Below are 24,074 nucleotides of genomic sequence, written 5' to 3' on the forward strand. Positions count from 1 at the left end.
TTTGCAGGGGCGCCATTCAACACAATCTACAGCGGTGAGGCCAATATGACAGCGGATATTGCAATCGACGCAAAAGGCGTGTGGAAAGTGTTTGGTGCACGCTCGCAGGAGGCGTTAAACGCCATCCACAGCGAAGGGCTGAGCAAGGCCGAGGTACTGGAGCGCTTCAACTGCGTTGTCGGCGTGGCCGATGCCAGCTTCGAGATCGAGCGGGGTGAGCTGTTCTGCGTCATGGGCCTGTCGGGCTCGGGCAAATCGACCCTTGTGCGCCATGTGAACCGCCTTCTGGAACCCACAGACGGCCATATCTATCTGGATGGTGAAGACGTGATGGGCTTGAATGACGAGGGCCTGCGAGATCTGCGCAACCGGCGCGTTGCGATGGTGTTTCAGAACTTTGGCCTAATGCCTCACCGCACTGTCCGCGACAATGTGGCGATGCCGCTGGAAATCCGGGGCACCGGCAAGGCCCGTCGCTGGGAAGAGGCGGACCGGGTGCTCGAACTGGTCGAGTTGAACGGCTGGGAAGATAAGTACGCGCACGAGCTTTCGGGCGGGATGCAGCAACGCGTGGGTCTGGCCCGCGCCATCGCTGCAGACCCGGAAATCCTGTTGATGGACGAACCGTTTTCGGCCCTTGATCCGCTGATCCGAAAGCAGTTGCAGGATCAGTTCATGGAGCTCAGCCATAAGCTCAACAAGACCACGATGTTCATCACTCATGACCTTGACGAAGCGATCCGCATCGGACACCGCATCGCGATTATGAAGGACGGGCGCATCGTTCAGATCGGCACGCCAGAAGAGATTATCTTAAACCCAGCAGACGACTATGTAGCGGACTTTGTGGCGGGGATTTCCAAGCTCAACATGATCTTCGCCCATGCGGTGATGAAACCTGTGGACGAGTTCGAGGCGCATCACGGCGAAATTCCCAACGACGCCAAAGAAGCGCATCCAGACATGGACCTTTCCGATCTGATGAACCTATGTGTCGACGGCCACGGTGTTGTGGCTGTAACGCAGGATGGCAAGACCGTGGGCGTAATCAACCGTGCGGGTCTGATCCGCGCGATTCAGGACAGTCAGGCATAGGGGGACCGATATGAAACATGTTGATGTGCAACAGATCCAACCGGAAACCGCCGACCGTCTGAACGCTCTGATCGGCGATTTTGTAGGGCAGGGGCAGTCCTATTACCAAAAGACATTTGCCTATATGATGCAGGCCCCCGGTTATCGTTTCACACTGAACAAAGCGGCAGCGATTCTGGGTCCTATCTGGTTCGGGGCACGCGGCCTTTGGTCGTGGTTTCTGGGGTTCTTGGTGCTGGAAACGCTGGCATTTATCCAGATCGGGCTTGGACTTTTTGGCGATCTCGGACGGGACTTCCGCGAGCGCGCGCAACAGATCGAGCAGACGCTGGAACTGCGCCGCCAGCAAATTGCTGCGGCAGAACAATCCGGCTCGGCCTCGCTGGACTCCCTGAAACGGGCATCGGAATCTCTTGAAGGGGCTCTTGCGAATGCGCAGGAGGCGGCACGCACGGCGGATTCGACCGGTATAACTTACTTGATTATCGGGGTCGTCCTTCTGTTGGCCGTCAAGTTCCTTGCCGCGTCGTTAGCCAACTGGACATTGGAGGGGCAATTTGCACGATGGCGTTCTGATCCCAGCGTGGCGCATGGTTGGTCTGGTACACGTTTGATTGTTGCCACGGCACTGACCGCTGTGGTTGTGATTTTGTCGATGATCAAATTTGCCCAGCCGGACGCGTTGGCTGTGCTCAAGACCTTCCCGACCAATCGCGACTGGCGTTTGAACGTGGGTGACGGGGTGCAGGCGGTGTTCGAATGGACCAAAACCGCCGGGCGCGGCTTTTTCGATGGACTGACCTATGGAATGCGCACCCTTCTGGATTGGATCGAGGTTGTACTGGTTGATACCCCCTGGCCGGTGGTCGCGCTGGTGATCATCATGCTGGCGTACCTGTCAGCCGGTCCCCGGGTCGCCATCTTTACCGGTGCTGCGCTTGCCTATCTGGGTCTGTTGGATTTTTGGGAAAAAGCGATGACCACGATTGCCCTGCTGGGCGCGGCGGCGCTGATCTCGATTACCCTGGGAATTCCATTGGGCATTTATTGCGCTCGTCGCCCACGTGCCTTTGCCATCGTTCGTCCCATTCTGGATTTCATGCAGTCGATGCCATCCTTCGTTTATCTGATCCCAGTTGTGGCCTTCATCGGATCGGGCAAGCCCGCGGGCGTTGTTGCAACCATGATCTTCGGTAGCCCACCGGTTATCCGCTTTACAGTGCTGGGTCTTCAGCAGGTCCCAGAAACTGTTCGAGAAGCAGCGCTGGCGTTTGGCGCAACGCCTCGCTACCTGCTTTGGCGTGTGGATTTGCCGCTGGCCCACAAAACGATCATGGCTGGTGTTAACCAAACCATTCTGATGTCACTTGCCATGGTTGTCGTTGCTTCCCTGATCGGGGCAAAGGGCTTGGGCGAAGACGTATTGGAAGCCTTGCAATACGCGGCGGCGGGACAGGGTATTCTTGCTGGCCTTGCAATCTTGTTCTGTGCGCTGATCTTGGATCGCATTGTTGCGGGTAAACGGTAACGCTGAGCTTGAGGGCGGGCTTTGTGCAACCGGGCAAATGGGCTTGTTGCTTAAGCATTTGGCTCGTTACAACCCGAGTAACGTGTCTAGGCGATCGAAACAGTTACATCGCCTGGACACCAGCAGGAATGCGAAATGGGCCGAAAATGATCGGCTTGGCGATGCAACAACGGCTAATGAGCGAGTTGCGCTAAGACCACGTTGCCGCCAGCTTTTCTCTATCGCTCCGGGGAATTCCGTCGGCAAAAGCGCCAGGAAGTCCGAAAGCTGAATGCGTCGGGGCGTACTATCCAGGGGTCGCCGAACAGCCAGCCATGCCAAGCGCCGTCAGTGCCCTGCATCTTTCGCCGTGCTGTGGCGCGCCAAAAAGCCTGAGAACTTTTCCAGCCCTGCTTTAAGATCCGCCGTCGGATTGGAGTAGCCAAGCCGCAGCCAGCCCTCCATATCCATCGCGCTGCCAGGTGTCAGCATCACGCCTTCTTCTTCTAAAAGCGTAACACACAAGTCGCGTGAAGACATCGGCAGGTCGTACTTGAGTAGCGCGGTGGTACCTGATTTTGGCGGTACCCAACTCAGCAATGGTTCGTTTGCGATCCAATTTTCTACGATACGCAGGTTCTCACGGGTGATCCGTCGGGCACGGGCCAGAATCTTGTCACGGTTCTCAAGCGCCATGGCCGCGAGCAATTCGTCAACCTTCCCAACCGAGATAGTGTTGTAGTCGCGATGGATCATCACGTCATGCAGCATCTCTTTCGGTCCCGCGATCCAACCGACCCGCAACCCTGCCAACGAATACGCCTTGGACATACCCGCCGTGCTGATCCCTTTTTCATAAAGATCGGCTATGGCGGCCGTAAATCCATCACCCTTCTGATCGGTGCCGCGATACACCTCGTCACATAAGAGCCACGCATCGACGCTGCGCGCTATTTCGACAATCTGTTCCAGCATGGTGCGGTCTATCAAAGCGCCGGTCGGGTTGTTCGGATTATTGATTGCAATCAACCGCGTGTCATGTCGAACCATAGCGCGGAGCTTGTCGAGATCGGGCAGAAACGCGTTTTCCGGTGTCAGGTGCAAGAGTTCGATATCAGCGCCGATGCTTTCGGGGATCGAGTAATGTTGCTGATAGGTTGGGATCACCGAAATCACATGATCGCCGCGCGAAACCAATGTTTGATGTACCAGTGAATTGGCCCCGATTGTTCCATGGGTCGTCAGGATATTGTCGCGGGTCTGATTTTCATACAGACTGCAGATAGCGTCACGCAAACGATGAGATCCTTCGATTGCGCCATATGTCATCTTTAGGGCCGACAGATCATTCAGAATATGATTATGCTGGCCAGCCATCTCAAACAGCTCACCCAGTGTGATGGACTCCACACAGGTTTCTGCCAGGTTGAGATCGCACTTGGTTTCGAACTCATTCATCCACATCTCAACGCCGAAAGGCCTGATTTCCATCGGTCTCTCCTTCAATGTCAATTCATCCGAAGCCGCGTTTTTGGATGGCGCGCTCCACAAAAGGTATCTTTGGGACCAATCCGACAAAGCCGAAAGAACACAGGCTTTTGCCAGGTGGATTGTCTTAGGTACCGGTTTGCGGTGTTGTCTCATTATTTGCCTGATGCTGTCCATGTCGCGTTACGGAGTTCACCGACAAAAAAAGCCTGTTGCCGATGGGCGGCATTTTTTCCAGTCCGTCGGAACTGACTATTCGGGTGCACGGGGCGCTGGTTGCAGAACTTAATGGACAGCCATGGGCTTAATTACAATGACTGCTCCAAGCCTGTTCACGAAACGCAACGTGCTTACCTGTGCTGAATTCCAGGATGTGGCTTCCTTCGGTCAAACAGAACTGGATTTTGGATACAAAATCCGATACGGCATCACTGTCAGATGATTCAGGAGGACTGCGTTTGAAACCCTGCGGCTATAGTGACCCAAGACTTGTGCCACAAATTCCGAGCCTTCGGACATGTTCGAAAGGGGTCGCATTTTACATTTCGCTTGAGCCAATGAAACCTACGGGAAATGTCTCAGCCACCTGTAAACACCAAGCATACACGCGCAAAGCGCTCACACCCCTACAACCTTGAGGAACGTTATCTTCATGTCTCAAAACATCTTCACTGGTACCATGCCCGCCCTAATGACCCCGTGCAAAACGGATCGAACGCCGGATTTCGATAGCCTCGTTAAAAAGGGTAAGGAAATGATTGCGGCAGGCATGTCTGCCGTGGTGTATTGCGGCTCAATGGGTGACTGGCCCTTGCTGTCTGATGCTGAACGGATGGAAGGCGTGGAACGTTTGGTCGATGCCGGTCTGCCGGTGGTTGTCGGCACAGGCGCGATCAACTCGAAATCCGCCGTGGCACTGGCAGCGCACGCGCAAAAGGTGGGCGCGGCGGGGCTTATGGTTATCCCCCGCGTACTGTCACGTGGGTCCTCTGTCGCGGCACAGCGCAATCATTTCAAGGCCATACTGTCCGCAGCACCCGACGTTCCGGCCATCATTTACAACAGCCCGGTCTATGGATTTGCCACAAGGGCCGATCTGTTCTTTGCCCTGCGGGCCGAACATCCTAACCTAGTAGGGTTCAAGGAATTCGGTGGCAAGGATGACCTGCGCTATGCGGCAGAGCATATCACCTCGCAAGACGATCAGGTTACGCTGATGGTGGGTGTAGACACCGAAGTCTATCATGGCTTTGTAAATTGCGGGGCCACCGGCTCGATCACCGGGATTGGAACGGCGCTGCCGAAAGAGGCGCTGCTATTGGCCGCCTTGTGCCAGAAAGCAGCGGCCGGTCATGCCGACGCCCGTCAGCGTGCGCGCGAGTTGGAAGAAGCCTTTGGTGTGTTGGCCAGCTTTGACGAGGGCACTGATCTGGTGCTGTATTACAAGCATCTGCTGGTTCTGAACGGGGAAGAGGAATACCGCCTGCATTTTGTTGAAACCGATGAATTGTCGGATGCGCAGCGCAATTATTGCGAACAGCAATACAACCTTTTCCGCACCTGGTTTGCCGACTGGTCAAGCCAGGGTGGGGTGATTGCTGAATGCATGTGATCGACAGCCATACCGGTGGGATGCCCACACGGGTGATTTTGGATGGTGGCCCTGATCTGGGATCGGGGCCGCTGGCCGAGCGTGCCCGTCTGTTGGCCACCGAGCATGAGGCGTTCTATAAATCGGTTCTGCTGGAGCCACGTGGACAACCTGGAATGGTGGGCGCGCTTCTGGTGCCCCCCGAAGACCCGAACTGTGAAACCGGTGTGATCTATTTCGATGCCGACGCGGTTTTAGGCATGTGCGGACATGGCACCATCGGGCTGGGGGTGACGCTGGCGCATCTGGGTCGGATTACGCCGGGCACGCACAGGATCGAAACTCCGGCGGGTCTGATCTCGGTCGAACTGCTGGACGCCAATACTGTACGGGTCACCAATATTGAAAGCCGCCGAGTTCGGGCGTCGGTTTCGATTGAAGTTGAAGGCCACGGTCAGGTGACGGGTGATCTGGCTTATGGCGGAAACTGGTTCTTTATTGTCGACCCCAGCCCGATTGCGGTTGAGACCGGCAACATCCGCGCTCTGACGGATCTGACCATTGCCATCCGCGAAGCCTGTATCGCGCAGGGTGTGACCGGCGAGAACGGAGAAGACGTGGATCACGTGATCTTGCAGGGCAAATCCCCATCGCAAGGTATTCACAGCCGCAACTTTGTGCTGTGCCCGGACGATGAATACGACCGGTCCCCATGCGGCACGGGCAGTTCGGCGCGTCTGGCCTGTTTGGCTGCTGATGGGGTGCTGGCTCCGGGGGAGGAGATCATACAGGAAAGTGTGATCGGCAGCCCCTACCGGCTGAGCTACCAACCCGGTCCTAACGGTGGAGTCATCCCGACCCTGACGGGGCAGGCCCATGTCATGGCTGAGGGTAAATTGATCTTCGCTCAGAACGATCCGTTCTGCGCTGGGATCTACCTGTGACATAAAAACCGGGGACCGGTGTAATTCGGTCCCCGGACATGAAGCAAGATTTGAGAACATCTGGCCATGCAGCAAGACATAAAAGCGGATATTGTTGTAATCGGCGCGGGTATCGTCGGAATCAGCGCTGCGCTGGAGCTGCAAAAGCGCGGCAAGCAGGTTCTGATGCTGGACCGCGAAGGTATCGGGGCAGGGGCGTCGAAAGGCAATGCCGGGGCGTTTGCCTTTACCGATATCGTGCCGCTTGCCACGCCCGGGATCATGCGCAAAGCGCCGAAATGGCTGCTCGATCCTTTGGGTCCGCTGTCGGTGCCGCCCGCTTATGCATTGAATATCGCACCCTGGATGCTGAGGTTCTGGCGGGCCAGTTGTCGGGACCACTACGACGCGTCGCTGTCGGCGCAAGCTGCGCTGATGGACCATTGCCGGGCGGCGCTGGAGCGTCAGATCAAAGACGTGGATGGCGAGGTGCTAATGCAGCGCGATGGTCAGTTGCAGCTGTTCGAAGGCGAAGCCGAGTTCCGTGCCAGCTTGCCCACTTGGGACTTGCGCCGGGACCATGGCATTCCCTTTGATCTGTTGGACAGTCCGGATGCAATTGCCGAGATTCAGCCCGGTCTTGATCATCGGTTTACCCATGCAGGTTTTACGCCCACCTGGATGAATACGGTCGATCCGGCCCTTTGGACCAGCCATCTGGCGGCGAAGTTCACCGCGAGAGGAGGTCGTGTTGAGATTGCAGGTGTCACTTCTCTGACGCCAACCGAAGCGGGGGTTCGCCTGACAACTGCCAGCGGTGAAGTTTCAGCCAATCAGGTGATCGTGGCGGCAGGGGCGTGGTCACATCAATTGGCCAAGACGCTAGGGGATCACATTCCTCTTGAGACAGAGCGCGGGTATAATACCACCCTGCCCAAAGGAGCCTTTGACCTGCGTACGCATCTAACGTTTGGCGGGCACGGATTTGTTGTGACACGGATAAACGACGGTGTGCGTGTCGGCGGTGCGGTCGAACTCGGAGGGTTGAAACTCGCCCCGAATTACAAACGCGCCGACACGTTGCTGGCCAAAGCCGGACGGTTCCTGCCCAAGCTCAACTTGGAAGGGGGCAAGCAATGGATGGGTTTTCGTCCGTCTCTGCCTGACAGCCTGCCGGTTATCGACCGCGCGGCGCGGGCACCGCAGGTCCTTTATGCTTTCGGCCATGGCCATCTGGGGCTTACTCAATCCGCAGGCACGGCTGAGCTGATTGTAGATCTGGCCATTGATGGGAAACCGTCGCTTGATGTGACGCCTTATGCATCCACACGGTTTTGACCCGGAAGATGGGCGATTGCCGTCAATTCGAATTCGAGGCGCCGAACGCCTGTCGCATACCATGACTGAGGAACCAAATGCGTAGCAGCAAAACGATACATGTGATCTCGGCTCATGCTGAAGGCGAAGTGGGGGATGTGATTGTTGGGGGCGTCAGCCCGCCACCCGGCGACACGGTTTGGGCGCAACGCAGTTTCATTGCGCAGGACCAAACCCTGCGCAACTTTGTGCTGAACGAACCGCGGGGTGGTGTGTTCCGCCATGTCAATCTGCTGGTGCCCCCGAAACACCCCGAAGCTGATGCTGCGTGGATCATCATGGAACCCGAAGACACGCCACCCATGTCCGGATCGAACTCGATCTGCGTTTCGACTGTGTTGCTGGATGGCGGGATCATTCCGATGCAGGAACCCGAAACGCACATGGTGCTTGAGGCCCCGGGTGGATTGGTCCGGGTGCGGGCGGAATGCAGCAACGGCAAGGCGCAGCGCATTTTCGTGCAGAACCTGCCCAGTTTCGCCGACAAACTGTCGGTCCCGCTTGAGGTGCCGGGGATGGGCACGATCATCGTGGATACAGCCTATGGCGGCGACAGTTTCGCAGTTGTCGACGCAAAGGCGCTGGGATTTGAAATCGCTGAGCACGAAGCCCGCGATATCGCCCGGTTGGGCGTAAAGATCACCAATGCCGCAAATGAACAGCTTGGGTTTTCGCATCCCGAGAACCCGGATTGGGACCATATCTCGTTCTGCGCCTTTTGCGGCCCGCTCAGTGAAATCGAAACGGGCCTCTCCGGAAAGTCTGCGGTGGCGATCCAGCCGGGTAAGGTTGACCGCTCGCCCACGGGAACAGCGGTGTCGGCACGGATGGCGCTGATGGCGGCGAAGGGGCTGATGAAGCCTGGTCAGAGTTTCGAAGCGGTCTCGATCATCGGGTCGCGCTTCACCGGGCGGATCGTCGGCACGGCGCAGGTTGGGGATCGCGCGGCGATCATACCAGAGATCAGCGGGCGCGGTTGGATCACTGGTATTCATCAGCACATGCTTGATCCCGACGACCCGTGGCCAGGCGGGTATCGTTTGTCGGATACCTGGGGTGTTTGAATGCGCAATCTCCGATCCCGTATCCGTTCACGCGGATTCGTCCCGCCGATGCCAGTTCTTTGGTTCGGCTTGGAGAGGCTGCAAAAAATGGGTACCCCTATCTGAAATACTGCAGGGCAAAATCTGAAATGGCAGGTAAACGCGCAATCACCAAGCAGAGCTTACCGGAGGTTATTGCAAATGACCTGCGTGAACGCATCCTGAGCGGTGATCTCTCCGAGGGTGAAACGATCCGGCAAGAAGCTCTGGCCGAAGAATATGATGTTTCACGGATGCCGATCCGTGAAGCGCTTAAACGTCTGAATGCCGAAGGTCTGGTGCAATGGGCCAACAACCGAGGCGGTTCAGTCACCAAGCATTCCCTCAGTGAAATAGGCGAGATTTTCGATTTGCGCATCCTGATCGAAGTGGATCTGTTTCGCCGTGCCATTCCGAATATGACATCCGCTGATTTCGCGCGGTGCGATGAGATTTTGACCCAGATGGAAGCGTCTTATGACGAAAACGACGTGGGTAAGTGGGGCATTTTGAATTACAAATACCATTCGGCGCTTTACGCCGCCTCGCAACGTAAACTGACCAATGAATTGTTGGACCGCATCAATCTTCAATCTGACCGTTATGTTCGTATGCATCTGAGTGTGATGAAACAGCGTGAACCGGCAAAGAAGGACCACCGCGACCTGCTGCAGTTGGCGCAAGAAGGCAAAACTGATGAAGCCTGCGATGTTTTGGTCCGCCACATACGGCGAACCAAAGAACAACTTTTGGACATGATCGCCTCGAAACGCGCGGCTGAAGAGGCGTAATCGGGCCTATTTCAAAGTACCACGCGTGTTACGTTTCCTGTCTCTTCCGCCATCCGAGCTGCGACATTGGCGACGGCGAGGTCTTGTAGTCCGACGCCAGTGCCATCGAAAAGGGTGACTTCGTTTTCGGAAGTTCTTCCGGGATGATCATTGTTGATGACCGCACCTATTGAGGTGATCCGGTCTTCGGCAAGAGTGCCGTCCTTAATAGCGTGCTGGGCCTCGCCGATGGTGATGGACTGTGCGACCTCGTCGGTGAAGACTGTGGCGGCTGCGACCAGCGCGGCGTCGACCTCTTGTTTGCCTTTGGTGTCGGTGCCCATGCAGGCTAGGTGGGTGCCGGGTTTGATCCAGTCTTTCATCAGCAGTGGCTCGAAGGCCGAGGTGATGGTGATGATGACATCCGCCTGTGCACCCAGGTCCTCTGGGCTGACGGCCTCGAACTCCAGACCCAGCTCGGTTGCGACCGCGCCCAGGCGGGGCAGCATCTCGGGGTGTGGGTTCCAGGCGACGACTTTTTCAAAGTCGCGCTGCTCGGCGGCGGCGCGCAGCTGGAAGGTCGACTGGTGGCCTGCGCCGACCATGCCCAGCACCTTGGCATCCTTGCGCGCCAGATGGGCAATCGACACGGCCGAGGATGCAGCGGTGCGCACGGCGGTCAGGTAATTGCCGCCGACCAGTGCCGAGAGCCGTCCGGTATCGGGGTCGAACAGGAAGACGGTGGACTGGTGATTGGTCAAGCCCTTGTCCATGTTGCCGGGCCAGTAGCCGCCGGATTTGACACCCAGCACTTGACCGGCTCGGTCAAAGCCGGATTTGAAGCCATAAAGCGCATCAGCATATCCGATTGCCTCACGAATGACGGGGAAGTTATAGGCGTCGCCACGCGCCATGGCGGCAAAGACGTCCTGAACCGCGTCGAAGGCCTCGCGGCGTCCGACCAGTTGCTGGCAGAGGTCTTCTCCAACGATCAGCAGGGGTTTGTCTGTCATATCTTTCATGACCTTTTCCTTGAGCTTTGGGGTGCAGGTCCGGGCGGCAGGGGAAGGGATAACTGCCGCCCGGGACGCATGTGCGGCGGCTAGTAAGCCTTGCCGCGCGCGGAGACCGGCCAAAGCGCTTCAACTTTGCCGTTCCGAACACCCACATACCAATCATGCACATTGGCGGTCGGGTCACAGTGACCGGGCACCAGATGAAGCTTGTCATTGACCTTGAGAACACCGTCGGGGTCGGCGACCACGCCGTGCTCGTCCGAGCATTTGACATATTCCACATCCGTGCGCCCGAAGATCACCGGCAGGCCGCTGTCCACGGATTGGGCCTTGAGACCGGCATCCACGATGGCCTTGTCGGCCTTGGCATGGCTCATGACGCTGGTGAGGATGAAGAAGGCGTTCTCCCACTCTCCCCGGTCGATGCGGTTGCCGTTTTCATCCAGGATGCGGCCATAATCGGCATCCATGAAGGCGTAGGAGCCGCATTGCAGTTCGTTATACACGCCCGAAGTGCTCTCGAAGTAATAAGACCCGGTACCGCCGCCGCCGACGATGTCACAGTCCAGCCCTTCGGCGGCCAGCCCGCCCACGGCGTCTTTGACTTGCGCCACGGCGATGTCGATCTTGGCTTTGCGGTCCTCATACAGATCCATGTGCTGCATCGCGCCCTGATAGGCCTGGATGCCCGCAAACTTCAGCCCCGGGGCCGCGTCGATGGCCTTGGCAATCGCGATCACTTCTGGCGTGGTGGTTACGCCGCATCGACCCGCGCCGCAGTCGATCTCGACCAGACATTCGATCTGGGTGCCGTGGTGCTGCGCGGCCTCGGACAGATCGGCGACATTGTCGATATCGTCAACGCAGCAGATCGTGCGCGCGCCCAGCTTGGGCATCCGCGCCAGACGGTCGATCTTGGCCGGGTCGCGCACCTGATTAGACACAAGCACATCCTTGATGCCGCCACGGGCAAAGACCTCGGCCTCCGAGACCTTTTGGCAGCAAATGCCACAGGCCCCGCCCAGCTCGACCTGCAGCTGCGCCACGTCGACAGATTTGTGCATCTTGCCATGCACCCGGTGACGCATGCCGTGGGCCTTGGCATAATCGCCCATCTTCTTGATGTTGCGCTCCAGCGCGTCCAGATCCAGCACCAGAGCCGGGGTTTGAATCTCGGATGCGTCCATGCCGATGGCGGCGGGGATGTCATAGCCAACCTCAAGCTGGTCGATATTCACAGGCATATTCATCTCACTTCCTCCTCAGCCCTGGGTCCAGGGCAATTTGTCCAGATCCACGTTGCCACCCGTGATGATCACGCCGACGCGTTGGCCATTGAACACCTCGGGGTGTTTCAGGATCGTCGCCAGCGGAACGGCGCAGCTGGGCTCCATCACGATGCGCAGGTATTTCCAGGTGATCTTCATCGCGGCGATGATCTCGTCTTCGCTGGCGGTGTGGATGTCGCGCACAAAGTTCGACACAAAGTGCCAGGTGTTTTCTTTCAGCGGCACTTTCAGCCCGTCGGCGATGGTGATCGGTGCGTCGTCGGCGATGATGTGACCAGCCTTGAAGCTGCGATAGGCGTCATCGGCCTGTTCCGGTTCCGAGGCATAGATCTGCACCTCGGGCGCCAGGTTCGACAGGGTCAGGCAGGTGCCCGAGATCATGCCACCGCCGCCGATGGGCGCAACCACCGCGTCCAGCCCGTCGGTCTGTTCCAGCAGCTCCGCCGAACAGGTCGCCTGCCCCGCAATCACGCGCGGGTCGTTATACGGGTGCACGAACTCGCCGCCTGTGCGGGCCTGCACCTCGGCAAACACCACCTCGCGCGAGGTGGTCGAGGGCTCGCATTCGGTGATGATCCCGCCATAGCGGCGCACCGCGTCCTTCTTGGCCTGCGGTGCCGTGCGCGGCATCACCACGTTGCAGGGAATGCCCCGGCGGCCCGCCGCATAAGACAGGCTGAGCGCATGGTTGCCGGAAGAATGCGTGCAGACGCCGCGCTCGGCGGCCTCGTCATTCAGGCCAAAGACCGCATTGCAGGCCCCGCGCACTTTGAAAGCGCCCGCCTCCTGGAAGTTCTCGCATTTGAAGAACAGCTGCGCGCCGGTCAGATCGTCCAGATACTCCGACCGCAACACCGGGGTGCGGTTGATATGGGGTTTGATCCGCTCATGCGCCTCGCGCATATCGGCGATGGTCAGGCAATCGGCTGTGGTCATTGCATCCAACATCAGAGCCTCCTTACGCTGCAGATTGCATGGGTGTGGCACGGCCCGCGCGGAAGTATTCCTGCGCTGCGGCCACGCCGCGGCCCAGCTCGATCGGATAGTCCAGATCGGCCATGGCCATTTCGATCGTGGCCAGACCGGACAGAACCATCACGTCCGTCAGGCTGCCCAGATGGCCGATGCGGAAGGCCTTGCCGTTCATCTCGCCCAACCCGATGCCAAAGCTGACACCATATGTGTTGAAGGCATGATCCGTCAGCGCATTGCTGTCGAAGCCGTCGGGTACATAGATCGCGCTGAGGGTGTCAGAGTAGAGATCCGGCGACTGCGCCACCAGCTCCAACCCCCAGGCCGAGGTGGCCTTGCGCACACCTTCGGCGAGACGGAAGTGGCGGGCATAGACATTGTCCAAGCCTTCCTCGAACAGCATTTTCAGGCTTTCGCGCATGCCATAGATCAGCTGCAGCGGCGGGGTATAGGGAAAGCCGCCCGACGCGTTGGCATTCATCATGTCGCGGAAGTCAAAGAAGGTGCGCGGCAGTTGTGCCGTCTCCATCGCCGCCAGCGCCTTGGGGCTGACACACAAGATCGCCATTCCGGTGGCCAGCATGAAGCCCTTCTGCGAGCCCGAGACCGCGATATCAACGCCCCAGTCGTCAAACGCGAAGGGCATCGAGGCCAGCGAGCTGACGCAATCTACAAACAGCATCGCCGGATGAGTGCTGGCATCCATTGCCCTACGTACCGCTGCAATATCCGAACGTACGCCAGTCGCCGTCTCATTATGGGTGACCAAAACCGCCTTTATCTCATGGGCCTTGTCGGCGGCCAGAGCCTCGGCGAACTTGTTCGCCGGAGCACCGCTGCCCCATGGGCATTCGATGATCCGGACATCCAGCCCGTGACGCTGACACAGGTCGATCCAGCGATGGCTGAACATGCCATAGCGCGCCACGAGGACGGCATCGCCAGGGCTGAGCGTATTGGTCATCGCGGCCTCCCAACCGCCTGTCCCGCTGGCCGGGAAGGTAATGACCTGGCCCGAGGTTGTCCCAAATACCCGCTTGGTGTCTTCCAACACAGGGGCAAACGTTTCAACAAAATCGGGCGCACGATGGTCTTGCGTCTGAACCTGCATCGCAAGACGCAGACGATCGGGGATATTTGTGGGCCCCGGAATAAAAACTGGGTTTTGTTGAGACATGGCTTGCCCCTCCTCTTTGGTAATATGATGTTACCAATGCTTGGGGTTTGCAATTTTCTCGAAAATGTTTTTCACATAGCGAAAAAATTACCTAGCGCATTGAAACACATGGGTAAGATCGTTTTTCACTTTGGAGAGGAAATTTTTCAAATTTGAAAAATTCTGCAGCGAAGCCTAAAAGCGAGCTGTGGACCACATAGGAAAATCCCCATGGAGAATCATAAAAAGCCGCGCGGCAGGCCCAAGTCACTGTTCAAGGAAAGTTCAGCCGGAACACTGCAATCCCTGGACCGGGCTTTGGAGACATTGACGACCCTGGCGACGCTGGAACGCTGCACGCTGAGCGACCTCAGTCGCGAGACGGGCGTGCCAACGGCTACGACGCATCGCATACTGACGACGCTGTCCAACCGCGGCTATGTCAGTTTTGATGAGCAACGCCAGGAATGGATGATCGGGATCGAGGCGTATCGGACTGGTGCGTCTTATCTGAACCGCAACAGCGTGGTTGAGATTGGTCGACCGATCCTGCGCAGGCTTATGCGCGACTCGGGTGAGACGGCGAATATGGCAATGCCAGATGGAAGCCATGTGGTATTCGTCAATCAGATCGAAACCAGCAATCCGATCAGGGCCTTTTTCCCGCCCGGCGCGCGGACGCCGATGTACGCGTCGGGGACCGGAAAGGCATTGCTGGCCGAGCTTAGCCAGGATGCCTTGGGCAGGCTGACGTCGGACCTTACGTTTGAGCCTTACACAGATCGCACGCATAGATCGACGGCGTCTCTGTTTGAAGATCTTACACTGATCCGACAACGCGGTTGGTCCTTTGATGATGAGGAGCGTTACGAGGGAATGTCCTGCACCGGAGCGGCAATTCAAAACCAATTTGGCGTTGCATGTGCGGGTATTTCCGTCTCTGGCCCCACTGCGCGGATCAACAAAGCGAACGCTGCTTACTTCGGCGAAATGGTCCTTGAGGCGGCGCACGAAATTACATTGGCAATCGGTGGTCAGCCGCGCTGAGCAGCCTCTGCCTTTGTGCGCTATGAACGTGACATTCGAAACAAATACTCAGGGACTTGCCCTGGGCAAAGACCATCATCTAAGCGATCAAGCGTTGATTAACTAGCGGTGTGCCGGTGCTCGCTCATGCCCAATTCAGTGCCAGATGCGCGCTGAACTGACGGACGGCAGAGGTATCGAAACGCGCATGCGGGATCACGCAAACATAGTCCTTTTTCATTTTCAAGGCATGTTTCGACGGGATAACGAGTAGCCCCGATGCAAGGTCCGTTTTGGCCAGGACGGAAGGCACCAGCGCGATACCGGCCCCCCGCTTGGCTGTTGCGATGGCGAAGGTCAAATCGTTGATCGTCAAACCCGCATCAGAAAACGGCGTTGCATCAGACTCGACCTGGCGCCTCCAATCCGACCAAAGTGGCTCGCTTGCATAGTTTGAGCCCCATTTGTTGTGGATGAATTTGTTGTCCGGGACATTTGTCAGTGCTTCATCCATGTTGGGATATGCTTCACAGAACCAGGGGGCGCAGACCGGTATCGCAACATCTGAAAACAGGCGAGTTTCCCGGTAACCCGGATAAAGCGCCGAGCCATAGGTCAGACGTATGTCGATGGCTTCAAGTTCAAAGTCGATCGGGTCTTCCTGAACGCGAACATCCAGCGATATTCCGGTTTCTTCGGTAAACGTGATGGCTTTGGGCAGAAACCACAACTCAGCCAATGCCGGCAGCACGCTGACAACCAACTGCCGGGTTGACGTATCGCTGCGTACGATCCGAGCGGCTTCAGACATTTCCTCAAAGGCACGAGCGAGCTTGGGGTACATCATTTCACCCGCATCCGTCAGCGAAATCCGGTTGCCTTTGCGGACGAACAGTTTTTTGCCGAGATGATCCTCAAGGGTTTTGATCTGTAAACTGATCGCGGCCGAGCTGACGCTCAGTTCTTTCCCAGCCAATACGAAACTGCCACATCGGGCTGCGGCTTCAAAGGCGCGCAACGCGGTCAGAGGCGGAAGAGTGTGCCCATAGCCCATAGTAAAACTTATGATACCCAATAATTTTCCTGGTTGCTTTTGTCATAAACTGAACTTCAATGAAGTAAAGGAGGACGCGCGATGAAGCACTTGCTGGATCTTGAAAAATACCCTTTGCACAGACCTGACAGCCGGGAATACGAGAAACTGGTGAAAAAGTGTCGGGCAGACCTGGCATCTGACGGCATGTTCAACCTGCCAGGATTTTTTAAGCCTGGCATCGCACAGCAAGCTGCAGATGCGGCGAAACCCGCGTTGGACACAGTCTCATTCAGGCATGCGCGTAAACACAACGTCTACTTCAAAGATGATATGCCCGGCATCGACGATGCGCATCCGGCGATGGTCAAATCGCAGACTGTCAACCATACACTGTGCGCCGATCAGCTAGAGGGCAACCCGGTGATCGATGTATACGAATGGCAACCCTTCGCCGACTTTCTGGCTGCAACAATGGGCAAAGAAAAGCTGTATCAGATGGATGACCCCATGGCGCGTGTGAACGTGCAGGCAACACGGGATGGCGAAGGGTTGAACTGGCATTTCGACCGCTCGGAATTCACGACGACGATCTTGTTGCAGGCCCCTGAGGTGGGCGGTGAGCTTGAGTATCGCAAAGACCTGCGCACGCCGGATGACCAAAACTATGAAGGTGTTGTCGCTGTTCTGGCCGGGAAGGACCCGGAAGTAAAACGGATCATGCCGTTGCCCGGCGCGCTTAATGTGTTCCGTGGGGTGAATACACCGCACCGTGTTGTACCTGTTCAAGGCGACACCGAACGCGTGATCGCGATTTTCTCGTTTTATGAGACCCCTGGCGTTTATTTTTCCGCCGAAGAACAAATTGGTTTCTATGGGCGTTCCGTGTCATGACTCAGGTGCGCCCTGCCTTCAAGGATGAGCGCAAGCTAACCTACCTGAACCGCGACGGTGCGGATAAGCCGCTGATCAGCCCAGTCCCACAGGCCACTCTGGATGCGGCCCGTGCCTATCGATTGGCCCGATTGCGACAGCAGATGGCACAGCATGATGTGGCAGGTCTGTTGCTCTATGATCCGATTAATATCCGCTATGCGGTCGACAGCTCGAACATGCAGATTTGGACGGGCCACAATCCGGTTCGTTATGCGATGATCCTGGCGGGCGGCCCAGCAATCCTGTGGGAGTTCAAGGGCTGTGAACACCTGAACAATGGTTTGCCCGGTATCGACGAAATTCGAACCGCCGTGTCATGGATGTTCATGACAAAGGGCGACAAAGCCCCTGTTGGCGTTGAAGGTTGGGCTGATGAAATAGCTGACGTAATCCGCCAACATGGTGGTGGCAATCGCCGCTTTGCTGCAGACAGGCTGGACGGCCCGGGACTTCACGCGCTTCAAAAGCGCGGTCTAACTTTCGTGGAAGGGGGTGAATTGACGGAGCGCGCGCGCTCGATCAAGTCCCCTGACGAAATCGAACTGATGCGTTGGACCATTCGCGTCTGCGAAGCTGGGATGGCACGTATCTACGAACATTCAGTTCCCGGCGTAACCGAACGCGAGCTATGGGCCCATCTTCATTTTGAGAATGCACGTTCGGGCGGAGATTGGCTTGAAACCAAGCTTTTGACCTGCGGTCCTAATACAAACCCTTGGTACAAAGAATGTTCGGACCGGGTATGCCGATTGGGTGAAATGATATCGTTTGATACAGATATGATTGGCCCGTACGGTTACTGCGCGGACCTCAGCCGCAGTTGGACCTGTGGTTATACCCCGATGACGGATACGCAGCGGCGGATCTATGCGACGGCTGTGGATCAGATCTACCATAACCTGGATGTGTTGAAGCCGGGGATGACATTTGCCGAGTTTAACGAAAGAAGCTGGCGCATTCCTGAACGGCATGTTGACTATCGATATTCGCTGGCGGTCCATGGCGTGGGCATGGCAGATGAATGGCCTGTCATCCCGTTGCATGTCGATTTCGATGAGACCGCCATGTCGGGCGTAATCGAGCCGGGAATGGTCGTCTGCGTCGAAAGTCTTGTTGGGGAAGAGGGCTCGGAAAGTGTCAAACTGGAAACTCAGGTGCTGGTAACCGAAACAGGGATTGAACGGTTGGACAGTTTCCCTTGGGAGAGTATCTAGGTGCCTTCGTCACCGGAAATCGCTGGGGTTAATAGACTTGCCTGCTGCACTGAATTGGCCATTGTGGCGAAATGGACGATCGAAACCTCAGAATTGACAGAGCGGCGCTTCTGCCAGAGCAGGACCTGATCAGCGGCCCAGAGCTGTTGAGCTGTGGTAAAAAAATGGTGTCGGACTGGCGTGTCGGCAGCAGTGCTTTCCAGGTCGCGACCGGGTACAAGAACGAGATTGACTACAAGAAGTCCATGATCCGGTCCGGGCAGGTTATGCAGCATGCGCATCTTGGATTTCGGGACGTGTCCCACAGTATTGATGCCATCCGAAGGGTGTATGATACCTGCGCCCAGCGCGGTGCACGGGTTGATCGCTTTGGTATGTGTCTGGATTGGTCGATGGGGTTTCCGAGACATCAAAGAACCGAAAACGTGCGTGGAACAGGTGTTATCCTAAAGGACGCGGACGCGTTTGCGCGTCTTACACAAGCCAGCCCCGCGGCGATGCATTTCGGTGATTTCATGCTGGGGTTTCCGGCAGCTCTGGAAAACACATGCGCTGCACTTGCGGCTGGGGCCACAACGATCGGCAATCTGGGGCAGTATTTCACGTTTCGTCTGCCGGGCTACCAAGACGATATAGAGACCACAAAAGCTACCGTTAAGGCGCTTGGCCTGATTGCCGCGCAACCTGTTCCTGTATTGGTGCACTCAAATCTGGATGACGGATACGCCGCAATATTCGAGGACCTGACCTCGGTCTTGGGTCAGGCTTTGCTTGAGAAGCACATTGTAACCGGGCTGATCGGCGCGCCTTATGCTGTTTGCTATGGCCATCACTTTACCGAACCCCTGACGCGTCTGGCATTTCAACGCGCCTTGGCGCAGATCAGCGATGGGGTTCCGGGGTCGCAGATCTATGGCGCAACGGTGCTTTACAAAGGATCGCGTGCCGAAAACTATGCAGGGCTGTCCTCGTATCTTTTGTCCGATATTGTGGCGCAGCGGTTGCGACCAAGCGGGCACGCGCTGAACCCGGTTCCAGTAAGCGAGAATGAGCGCATCCCCGACGTGACCGAGATTTGCGACGCACAATGTCATTTGAGCAGGTTGACCGAGCTGGCAGAGGGGTATCTGCCCCTGTTTGACATGACTGAGATTGATCGGATCAGCGATATGCTGCTACGCGAAGGTCAGCGTTTTGCAGATCGGGTTCTTGCTGGATTGTCAAAAGGTGGCATCAATACAGACGATCCCTTTGAGATGCTGCTGGCCCTGCGTCGCATCGGTGGGCGCGCTTTGGAGCAAGCCTTTGGCGGAGGTGAAGAAAGGCCAGATGCGCCGCGTCGCAGAACCCCCATTGTAAGCGCTACAACATATCGCGAACTAGAAGAAGCCGCCGCGCGTTTCATGTCCTCTGAAGCCGGTCGGGCAGTGGCCCATTTGGCCAAGTCTTCTGCCCGTATTCTGACTGCAACCACAGATGTGCACGAGCATGGGAAGATGCTTTTGGATCTGGTGTTCGGCAAAGCAGGATTTGTTGTCATAGATGGTGGCGTTTCAAGCGACCCGGATCACATTGTGGCCTTGGTCAAACAAAACGCGGCCGATGCCATTGCACTTAGCACGTATAATGGCGTGGCGTTGCGGTACTCAAAAACACTGTTGCAAAAGTTGGAAGAGGCCGGGTTGGATGTGCCGGTTCTGATCGGCGGTCGGTTGAACGAGATACCAGAAGGCACGAATACAAGCCTGCCTGTGGATGTGACCGATCAGCTGACCGAGATCGGGGTCATTGCCTGCACTAATCTGGAGGCTGCCGCTGAGGCGCTGGAGAATGTGCTTGCCCGCAGCATACCAGACCGTGGATTGTAACTCTTTTCACGTAGCGCTGCTTTGGGCGAAATGTCCGTCAATAGCGAATCCGTCAATGTTTATCTGTTGTGCCTGTTTGCAAGAAGCCGACAATCCTTTAGCCTGAAAAAGCGTTCCGCAAGTGAGCTGAGGGGACATGGCTGACTATATCGTACACGCTTTGGCTGCCAGCCAGGTCTCGATCACTGGAGGTGAAAGCCTGAGCGGTATCACCCAGGGTGATGGGTCAAACCTTGTCGGTCAATTTATAACGATCGGCAATGGCCCGCTGACGGATCTAAACGTGTCAGACGCCGGATCGGACTCCGATTTTGACGACAATGACGGGAACCAGCGCTTAAACGGTGCTCAGAGCTTTGATGGTACGACCTATGCCGATGGGACGCGTATCGAGGCTGAATACAGCATCACGCTGCGTGACAACAGCACCGGGCAAACCTATCAGGTTCTTGGTGTCAACATTAACAATTCCTCTCCTTCGTTTGGCACCACCGAAGGTGTGGCCTTTGTTGGTAGTTTCCCACCGCGCGGAGTGCCGCTTGAGGTTATCTCATCCGCAGAAGGGCCAGGGTCTTCGGGACAGCCGCCTGTCGATGAGAGCAGTCTGGTACCTTGTTTCACCGGGTCAACATTGATTTCAACGACGACCGGGCCAGAGCGGGTCGAACAGATTACACTGTCGGATCTGGTCCTTACACGTCAACATGGACCTCAACCTGTGCGATGGATTGGCAGACGGCGGGTCGCTGAATCAGAGCTTCATGCCAACCCAAAGCTATACCCGGTTCGAATTCTTGCCGGGTCTCTGGGAAACGGATTTCCGCAGAGGGATCTGTTGATATCGCGGCAGCATCGAATGCTTGTCCGCTCGTCCATTGCCGAACGCATGTTTGGCGTCCCAGAGGTTCTTGTCCCGGCTATCAAATTGACAAGCCTTCCTGGGGTTTACGTGGACAAGACTGTCCAGGAAGTCGAATACTTCCACCTGCTGTTTGACCGGCACGAGATCATCTTTGCTGAAGGCGCGCCGTCAGAGAGCCTGTTTACCGGGCCCGAAGCGCTCAAGGCGATTAGCGCTGAGGCGCGAGAAGAGATTTTCGTGCTGTTCCCAGAACTGAAACAAACGGATGTGTTGCCAGAGCCTGCCGGGTTCATCCCGACGGGCAAACAGCAACGGAAACTCATTGACCGTCATGTCAAGAACGAGAAACCCCTTGTGTCATTAGCTGACATCGCACTTTAGACCTATTGCGGTCAGGTTATGTGAAACCCACAGTCAGGCAGGCTGCACCATTCCGACAACAACTTGGCGATTTGTAAAATCGGATCACCATCTTCCATATCCTCTGACCTTAATACTGCGTGCCACGGCACGGAAATACCGTCCCGAGTAACCTGAGCGCCAACGATGCGGCCTTCTTTGAGCGCTGACTGAAGCGCCCAGTTCGAAAGCACACTGGTACCCAGATCCGAGGCAACCAACTCGACAATCGCTTCGGGCAATTCGACAGTTGCAGCCCATTTCGGGTAGCTGTCCGTCGGGCGGAACAACAGCGCGAATTCGCGGTCAGGCTCTGGGATCTTGGTATAGGTGATAAATGGCTCACCCACGATATCAGACCCTTCCACATATGGGTGATCCGCCAGACGATGTGACGGTGGCATGATGTAAAGCAAAGGGTCGTCAAACAGTTTGATGCTGCTGAGCCCGGCTTGCGAGACCGTGCCAGAGGTAATCGCGATGTCCAGATGCCGGTTTAGTAGCCCGCTCAGCGGGTCGCTGCGCGCGCCAGCCATGATTTGGATATCAATCCCGTCGGTGCGCGCCTTCATGAACTTGATGAACGAGGGCAGCCAGCGATAGTTGCTGTAGGCTTCAACCGACAGACGTACGACATGTTGTACGTTGGCATTCATGCGCCGCACGTCCTCTTCCGCGCGGCTCAGATCGGTCAGGATGCGCTCGGCCACGATTGCCATGTAGTCGGCAGCGGGCGTCCGGCGCAGTTTCTTGTGCATTCGGGTGAACAGAGGCACATCCAGTCTGCGCTCGGCCTCTCGCAGACGATGCGACAGGGCCGAAGGTGTCACGCCCAGCTTTTTGGCGGCATCAGTGATCCGGCCAGTTTCATTGATGGCTTGGATCAATTGCAGGTGGCGCAGATCGAGGAGAGGTTTCATGTGTTTTTAGCCTGAAAAATATTCACAAAAACCAAAAAACTTCGAAATTGAAATTCAGTCAATAACAAGGTGAAGTCCCGGCAGGTTTTCTTTTGGAGCATACGCCATGAACGTTGACGCCCGACGCGCGATTGAACAGGACAAGGCGCATCACGTCCATCCGCAGTCTAATTTGCGTCAGCATGCCGAGAATGGCCCGACCATGATCACCCATGGTAAGGGCGTCTTCATCTACGACAGCGAAGGGCATGAGATCATCGACGGGTTTTCCGGGCTGGGTTGCGTCTCGTTGGGTTACCATAACGAGCGCCTATCCAACGCGGCCAAACGCCAGATGGATGTTCTGCCTTTTGCACCGACCTTCTACAACCGTTCGCACCCACGTGTTGCGGAATTGGGTGAGCGCCTGATTGGTATGGCTCCGGTCGACATGGACCGGGTAATGTTCCAGTGTTCCGGGTCCGAGGCGAACGATACTGCGATCAAGCTGCTGTGGTACGCCAACACCGCCAAAGGCGAGCCCAATCGCCGTAAGATCATTGGCCGCGTACGCGGTTACCATGGCAACACGATAGCCACCGTGTCCTTGTCGGGCCAACCGCATATGCATGCCAAATTTGGCCTGCCGCTGTCCGAATTCAAGCACACCGAATTGCCAAACTACTACCGCTTCCACATCGACGGTGAGAGCGAAGAAGAGTTCTCGGCCAGAATGGCGGCCAAGTTTCAAGAGCTGATTTTAGCGGAAGGCCCTGAAACCGTGGCGGCATTCTTTGCCGAACCGGCCATCTCAGGCGGTGGTGCACTGATGCCGCCCGAAGGCTATTGGCGAGAAATGCAGGCGGTTCTACGTAAATACGACATCAAGTTCCTGGCCGACGAGGTCGTTTGCGGCTTTGGTCGCACCGGCAATATGTGGGGCTCGCAGACCTGGGGGTTAGAGCCTGACATGATCTCGTGTGCCAAAGCGCTGTCGGCGGCGTTTTTCCCGATCTCGGCGCTGATGTTCAAGGATGAGATTTACGCCGACATGATGAAGAACTCGGATGAGGTTGGCACGTTCGGTCACGGCTACACATATGCCGGACACCCGGTAGGTGCTGCCGTCGGGCTTGAGGCGTTGGATATATACGACGAGATGGATCTGGTCGGCCATGTCCGCAGGGTCTCGACCCGGTTCCTGGAAAAATGCCACGCTATGGCGGATCACCCGCTTGTGGCCGAGGTGCGGGGTGTTGGCCTGTTCTGCGGTTTCGAACTGATGAAGGATGCCAAAACCCGCGAACCTTTCGATCCCTCTTGGAAAGTGGGCGAACTTGTGCAGAACTTTGCCCATGATCGGGGTCTGTACTTGCGGGCGATTGGCGACCGGATGAGCTTTATGCCGCCGCTGATCATCAATGAGGATGAGATTGATGTTGCGACTGAACGGTTCAAGGGCGCGTTGGACGACGCGTGGGCCGTGGTCCGCACCAAGATCTGATTTGCTTTAGGGTCAGATCCAAGCTCTCACCCGGTCGCTGCGCCGCTGAACTCCCTCCAGGCGGCGC

General features: G+C 56.8%; 20 protein-coding genes. 13 read left to right on the forward strand and 7 right to left on the reverse strand.

The genetic code is table 11. The annotated features are described in order from the left end of the window. The first annotated feature begins 45 nt into the window (after window positions 1-45). Window positions 46-1,095, forward strand: a complete 1,050-nt coding sequence (locus GOV85_RS07375) for a glycine betaine/L-proline ABC transporter ATP-binding protein (RefSeq protein ID WP_171176546.1) — start codon at window positions 46-48, stop codon at window positions 1,093-1,095. A 10-nt stretch (window positions 1,096-1,105) separates the two neighbouring features. Continuing rightward, window positions 1,106-2,623, forward strand: coding sequence for a proline/glycine betaine ABC transporter permease (locus tag GOV85_RS07380; RefSeq protein WP_171176548.1), 1,518 nt, complete (start codon window positions 1,106-1,108; stop codon window positions 2,621-2,623). A 327-nt stretch (window positions 2,624-2,950) separates the two neighbouring features. Here GOV85_RS07380 and GOV85_RS07385 read toward each other — a convergent pair whose 3' ends face one another. Then, window positions 2,951-4,093 carry an aminotransferase gene (locus tag GOV85_RS07385; RefSeq protein ID WP_171176550.1) on the reverse strand — a complete coding sequence of 381 codons (1,143 nt, stop codon included), beginning with the start codon at window positions 4,091-4,093 and terminating at the stop codon, window positions 2,951-2,953. A 649-nt stretch (window positions 4,094-4,742) separates the two neighbouring features. On the opposite strand from GOV85_RS07385, the gene GOV85_RS07390 reads away from it, so the two are divergent. From GOV85_RS07390 to GOV85_RS07410, 5 genes are all read left to right on the forward strand, one after another. Then, window positions 4,743-5,702 (forward strand): dihydrodipicolinate synthase family protein, encoded by a 960-nt coding sequence (locus GOV85_RS07390; RefSeq protein ID WP_171176552.1) that lies wholly within the window; start codon window positions 4,743-4,745, stop codon window positions 5,700-5,702. Continuing rightward, entirely contained in the window at window positions 5,693-6,625 is a 933-nt protein-coding gene (locus tag GOV85_RS07395; RefSeq protein ID WP_171176554.1) for a proline racemase family protein, read from the forward strand. Before GOV85_RS07390 ends, GOV85_RS07395 begins: the two co-directional genes overlap by 10 nt. Window positions 6,626-6,691: 66 nt before the next feature. Further along, entirely contained in the window at window positions 6,692-7,942 is a 1,251-nt protein-coding gene (locus tag GOV85_RS07400) for an FAD-binding oxidoreductase (RefSeq protein WP_171176556.1), read from the forward strand. Window positions 7,943-8,019: 77 nt separating this feature from the next. Further along, window positions 8,020-9,045, forward strand: coding sequence for a proline racemase family protein (locus tag GOV85_RS07405; protein ID WP_171176557.1), 1,026 nt, complete (start codon window positions 8,020-8,022; stop codon window positions 9,043-9,045). 128 nt (window positions 9,046-9,173) lie between these two features. Beyond that, window positions 9,174-9,854, forward strand: a complete 681-nt coding sequence (locus tag GOV85_RS07410; protein WP_171176559.1) for a GntR family transcriptional regulator — start codon at window positions 9,174-9,176, stop codon at window positions 9,852-9,854. An 11-nt stretch (window positions 9,855-9,865) separates the two neighbouring features. On the opposite strand, the gene bhcD is transcribed toward GOV85_RS07410, so the two are convergent. From bhcD to bhcA, 4 genes are all read right to left on the reverse strand, one after another. After that, window positions 9,866-10,846 (reverse strand): iminosuccinate reductase BhcD, encoded by a 981-nt coding sequence (gene bhcD, locus GOV85_RS07415; RefSeq protein ID WP_209509419.1) that lies wholly within the window; start codon window positions 10,844-10,846, stop codon window positions 9,866-9,868. An 89-nt stretch (window positions 10,847-10,935) separates the two neighbouring features. After that, entirely contained in the window at window positions 10,936-12,099 is a 1,164-nt protein-coding gene (gene bhcC / locus GOV85_RS07420) for a 3-hydroxy-D-aspartate aldolase BhcC (RefSeq protein WP_171176562.1), read from the reverse strand. Between the two features lie 12 nt (window positions 12,100-12,111). Then, window positions 12,112-13,086, reverse strand: a complete 975-nt coding sequence (bhcB, locus tag GOV85_RS07425; protein ID WP_171176564.1) for a beta-hydroxyaspartate dehydratase BhcB — start codon at window positions 13,084-13,086, stop codon at window positions 12,112-12,114. 10 nt (window positions 13,087-13,096) lie between these two features. Continuing rightward, window positions 13,097-14,287 (reverse strand): L-aspartate--glyoxylate aminotransferase BhcA, encoded by a 1,191-nt coding sequence (gene bhcA, locus GOV85_RS07430; protein WP_171176566.1) that lies wholly within the window; start codon window positions 14,285-14,287, stop codon window positions 13,097-13,099. Between the two features lie 210 nt (window positions 14,288-14,497). On the opposite strand from bhcA, the gene GOV85_RS07435 reads away from it, so the two are divergent. After that, entirely contained in the window at window positions 14,498-15,313 is an 816-nt protein-coding gene (locus GOV85_RS07435; RefSeq protein WP_171176568.1) for an IclR family transcriptional regulator, read from the forward strand. Between the two features lie 124 nt (window positions 15,314-15,437). Here the strand turns inward: GOV85_RS07435 and GOV85_RS07440 are convergent, their stop codons facing one another. Further along, a complete protein-coding gene (locus tag GOV85_RS07440) occupies window positions 15,438-16,367 on the reverse strand; it encodes a LysR family transcriptional regulator (protein WP_171176570.1) in 930 nt (309 codons plus the stop codon). A 60-nt stretch (window positions 16,368-16,427) separates the two neighbouring features. On the opposite strand from GOV85_RS07440, the gene GOV85_RS07445 reads away from it, so the two are divergent. The 4 genes from GOV85_RS07445 (at window position 16,428) to GOV85_RS07460 (ending at window position 21,586) form a co-directional block, all read left to right on the forward strand. Beyond that, window positions 16,428-17,219 (forward strand): 2OG-Fe(II) oxygenase, encoded by a 792-nt coding sequence (locus GOV85_RS07445; RefSeq protein WP_171176572.1) that lies wholly within the window; start codon window positions 16,428-16,430, stop codon window positions 17,217-17,219. Continuing rightward, window positions 17,216-18,475, forward strand: a complete 1,260-nt coding sequence (locus GOV85_RS07450) for a Xaa-Pro peptidase family protein (protein WP_171176573.1) — start codon at window positions 17,216-17,218, stop codon at window positions 18,473-18,475. Before GOV85_RS07445 ends, GOV85_RS07450 begins: the two co-directional genes overlap by 4 nt. Before the next feature lie 71 nt (window positions 18,476-18,546). Continuing rightward, window positions 18,547-20,343: a cobalamin-dependent protein gene (locus tag GOV85_RS07455; protein WP_171176575.1), complete on the forward strand. Its 1,797-nt coding sequence runs from the start codon at window positions 18,547-18,549 to the stop codon at window positions 20,341-20,343. 136 nt (window positions 20,344-20,479) lie between these two features. Then, entirely contained in the window at window positions 20,480-21,586 is a 1,107-nt protein-coding gene (locus GOV85_RS07460; RefSeq protein WP_171176577.1) for a Hint domain-containing protein, read from the forward strand. Window positions 21,587-21,597: 11 nt separating this feature from the next. Here the strand turns inward: GOV85_RS07460 and GOV85_RS07465 are convergent, their stop codons facing one another. Then, a complete protein-coding gene (locus GOV85_RS07465) occupies window positions 21,598-22,524 on the reverse strand; it encodes a LysR family transcriptional regulator (protein WP_171176579.1) in 927 nt (308 codons plus the stop codon). Between the two features lie 106 nt (window positions 22,525-22,630). On the opposite strand from GOV85_RS07465, the gene GOV85_RS07470 reads away from it, so the two are divergent. After that, window positions 22,631-24,007, forward strand: coding sequence for an aminotransferase (locus tag GOV85_RS07470; RefSeq protein WP_171176581.1), 1,377 nt, complete (start codon window positions 22,631-22,633; stop codon window positions 24,005-24,007). Window positions 24,008-24,074: the final 67 nt, after the last annotated feature.

It is taken from the genome of Ruegeria sp. HKCCA4633, from assembly GCF_013034605.1.
Lineage (GTDB): Bacteria > Pseudomonadota > Alphaproteobacteria > Rhodobacterales > Rhodobacteraceae > Ruegeria.

Coding starts and splice junctions, on each gene's coding strand:
- GOV85_RS07375 (WP_171176546.1), top strand. CDS start 46: ATGACAGCGGATATTGCAATCGACGCAAAAGGCGTGTGGAAAGTGTTT.
- GOV85_RS07380 (WP_171176548.1), top strand. CDS start 1,106: ATGAAACATGTTGATGTGCAACAGATCCAACCGGAAACCGCCGACCGT.
- GOV85_RS07385 (WP_171176550.1), bottom strand. CDS start 4,093: ATGGAAATCAGGCCTTTCGGCGTTGAGATGTGGATGAATGAGTTCGAA.
- GOV85_RS07390 (WP_171176552.1), top strand. CDS start 4,743: ATGTCTCAAAACATCTTCACTGGTACCATGCCCGCCCTAATGACCCCG.
- GOV85_RS07395 (WP_171176554.1), top strand. CDS start 5,693: ATGCATGTGATCGACAGCCATACCGGTGGGATGCCCACACGGGTGATT.
- GOV85_RS07400 (WP_171176556.1), top strand. CDS start 6,692: ATGCAGCAAGACATAAAAGCGGATATTGTTGTAATCGGCGCGGGTATC.
- GOV85_RS07405 (WP_171176557.1), top strand. CDS start 8,020: ATGCGTAGCAGCAAAACGATACATGTGATCTCGGCTCATGCTGAAGGC.
- GOV85_RS07410 (WP_171176559.1), top strand. CDS start 9,174: ATGGCAGGTAAACGCGCAATCACCAAGCAGAGCTTACCGGAGGTTATT.
- bhcD (WP_209509419.1), bottom strand. CDS start 10,846: ATGACAGACAAACCCCTGCTGATCGTTGGAGAAGACCTCTGCCAGCAA.
- bhcC (WP_171176562.1), bottom strand. CDS start 12,099: ATGAATATGCCTGTGAATATCGACCAGCTTGAGGTTGGCTATGACATC.
- bhcB (WP_171176564.1), bottom strand. CDS start 13,086: ATGTTGGATGCAATGACCACAGCCGATTGCCTGACCATCGCCGATATG.
- bhcA (WP_171176566.1), bottom strand. CDS start 14,287: ATGTCTCAACAAAACCCAGTTTTTATTCCGGGGCCCACAAATATCCCC.
- GOV85_RS07435 (WP_171176568.1), top strand. CDS start 14,498: ATGGAGAATCATAAAAAGCCGCGCGGCAGGCCCAAGTCACTGTTCAAG.
- GOV85_RS07445 (WP_171176572.1), top strand. CDS start 16,428: ATGAAGCACTTGCTGGATCTTGAAAAATACCCTTTGCACAGACCTGAC.
- GOV85_RS07450 (WP_171176573.1), top strand. CDS start 17,216: ATGACTCAGGTGCGCCCTGCCTTCAAGGATGAGCGCAAGCTAACCTAC.
- GOV85_RS07455 (WP_171176575.1), top strand. CDS start 18,547: ATGGACGATCGAAACCTCAGAATTGACAGAGCGGCGCTTCTGCCAGAG.
- GOV85_RS07460 (WP_171176577.1), top strand. CDS start 20,480: ATGGCTGACTATATCGTACACGCTTTGGCTGCCAGCCAGGTCTCGATC.
- GOV85_RS07465 (WP_171176579.1), bottom strand. CDS start 22,524: ATGAAACCTCTCCTCGATCTGCGCCACCTGCAATTGATCCAAGCCATC.
- GOV85_RS07470 (WP_171176581.1), top strand. CDS start 22,631: ATGAACGTTGACGCCCGACGCGCGATTGAACAGGACAAGGCGCATCAC.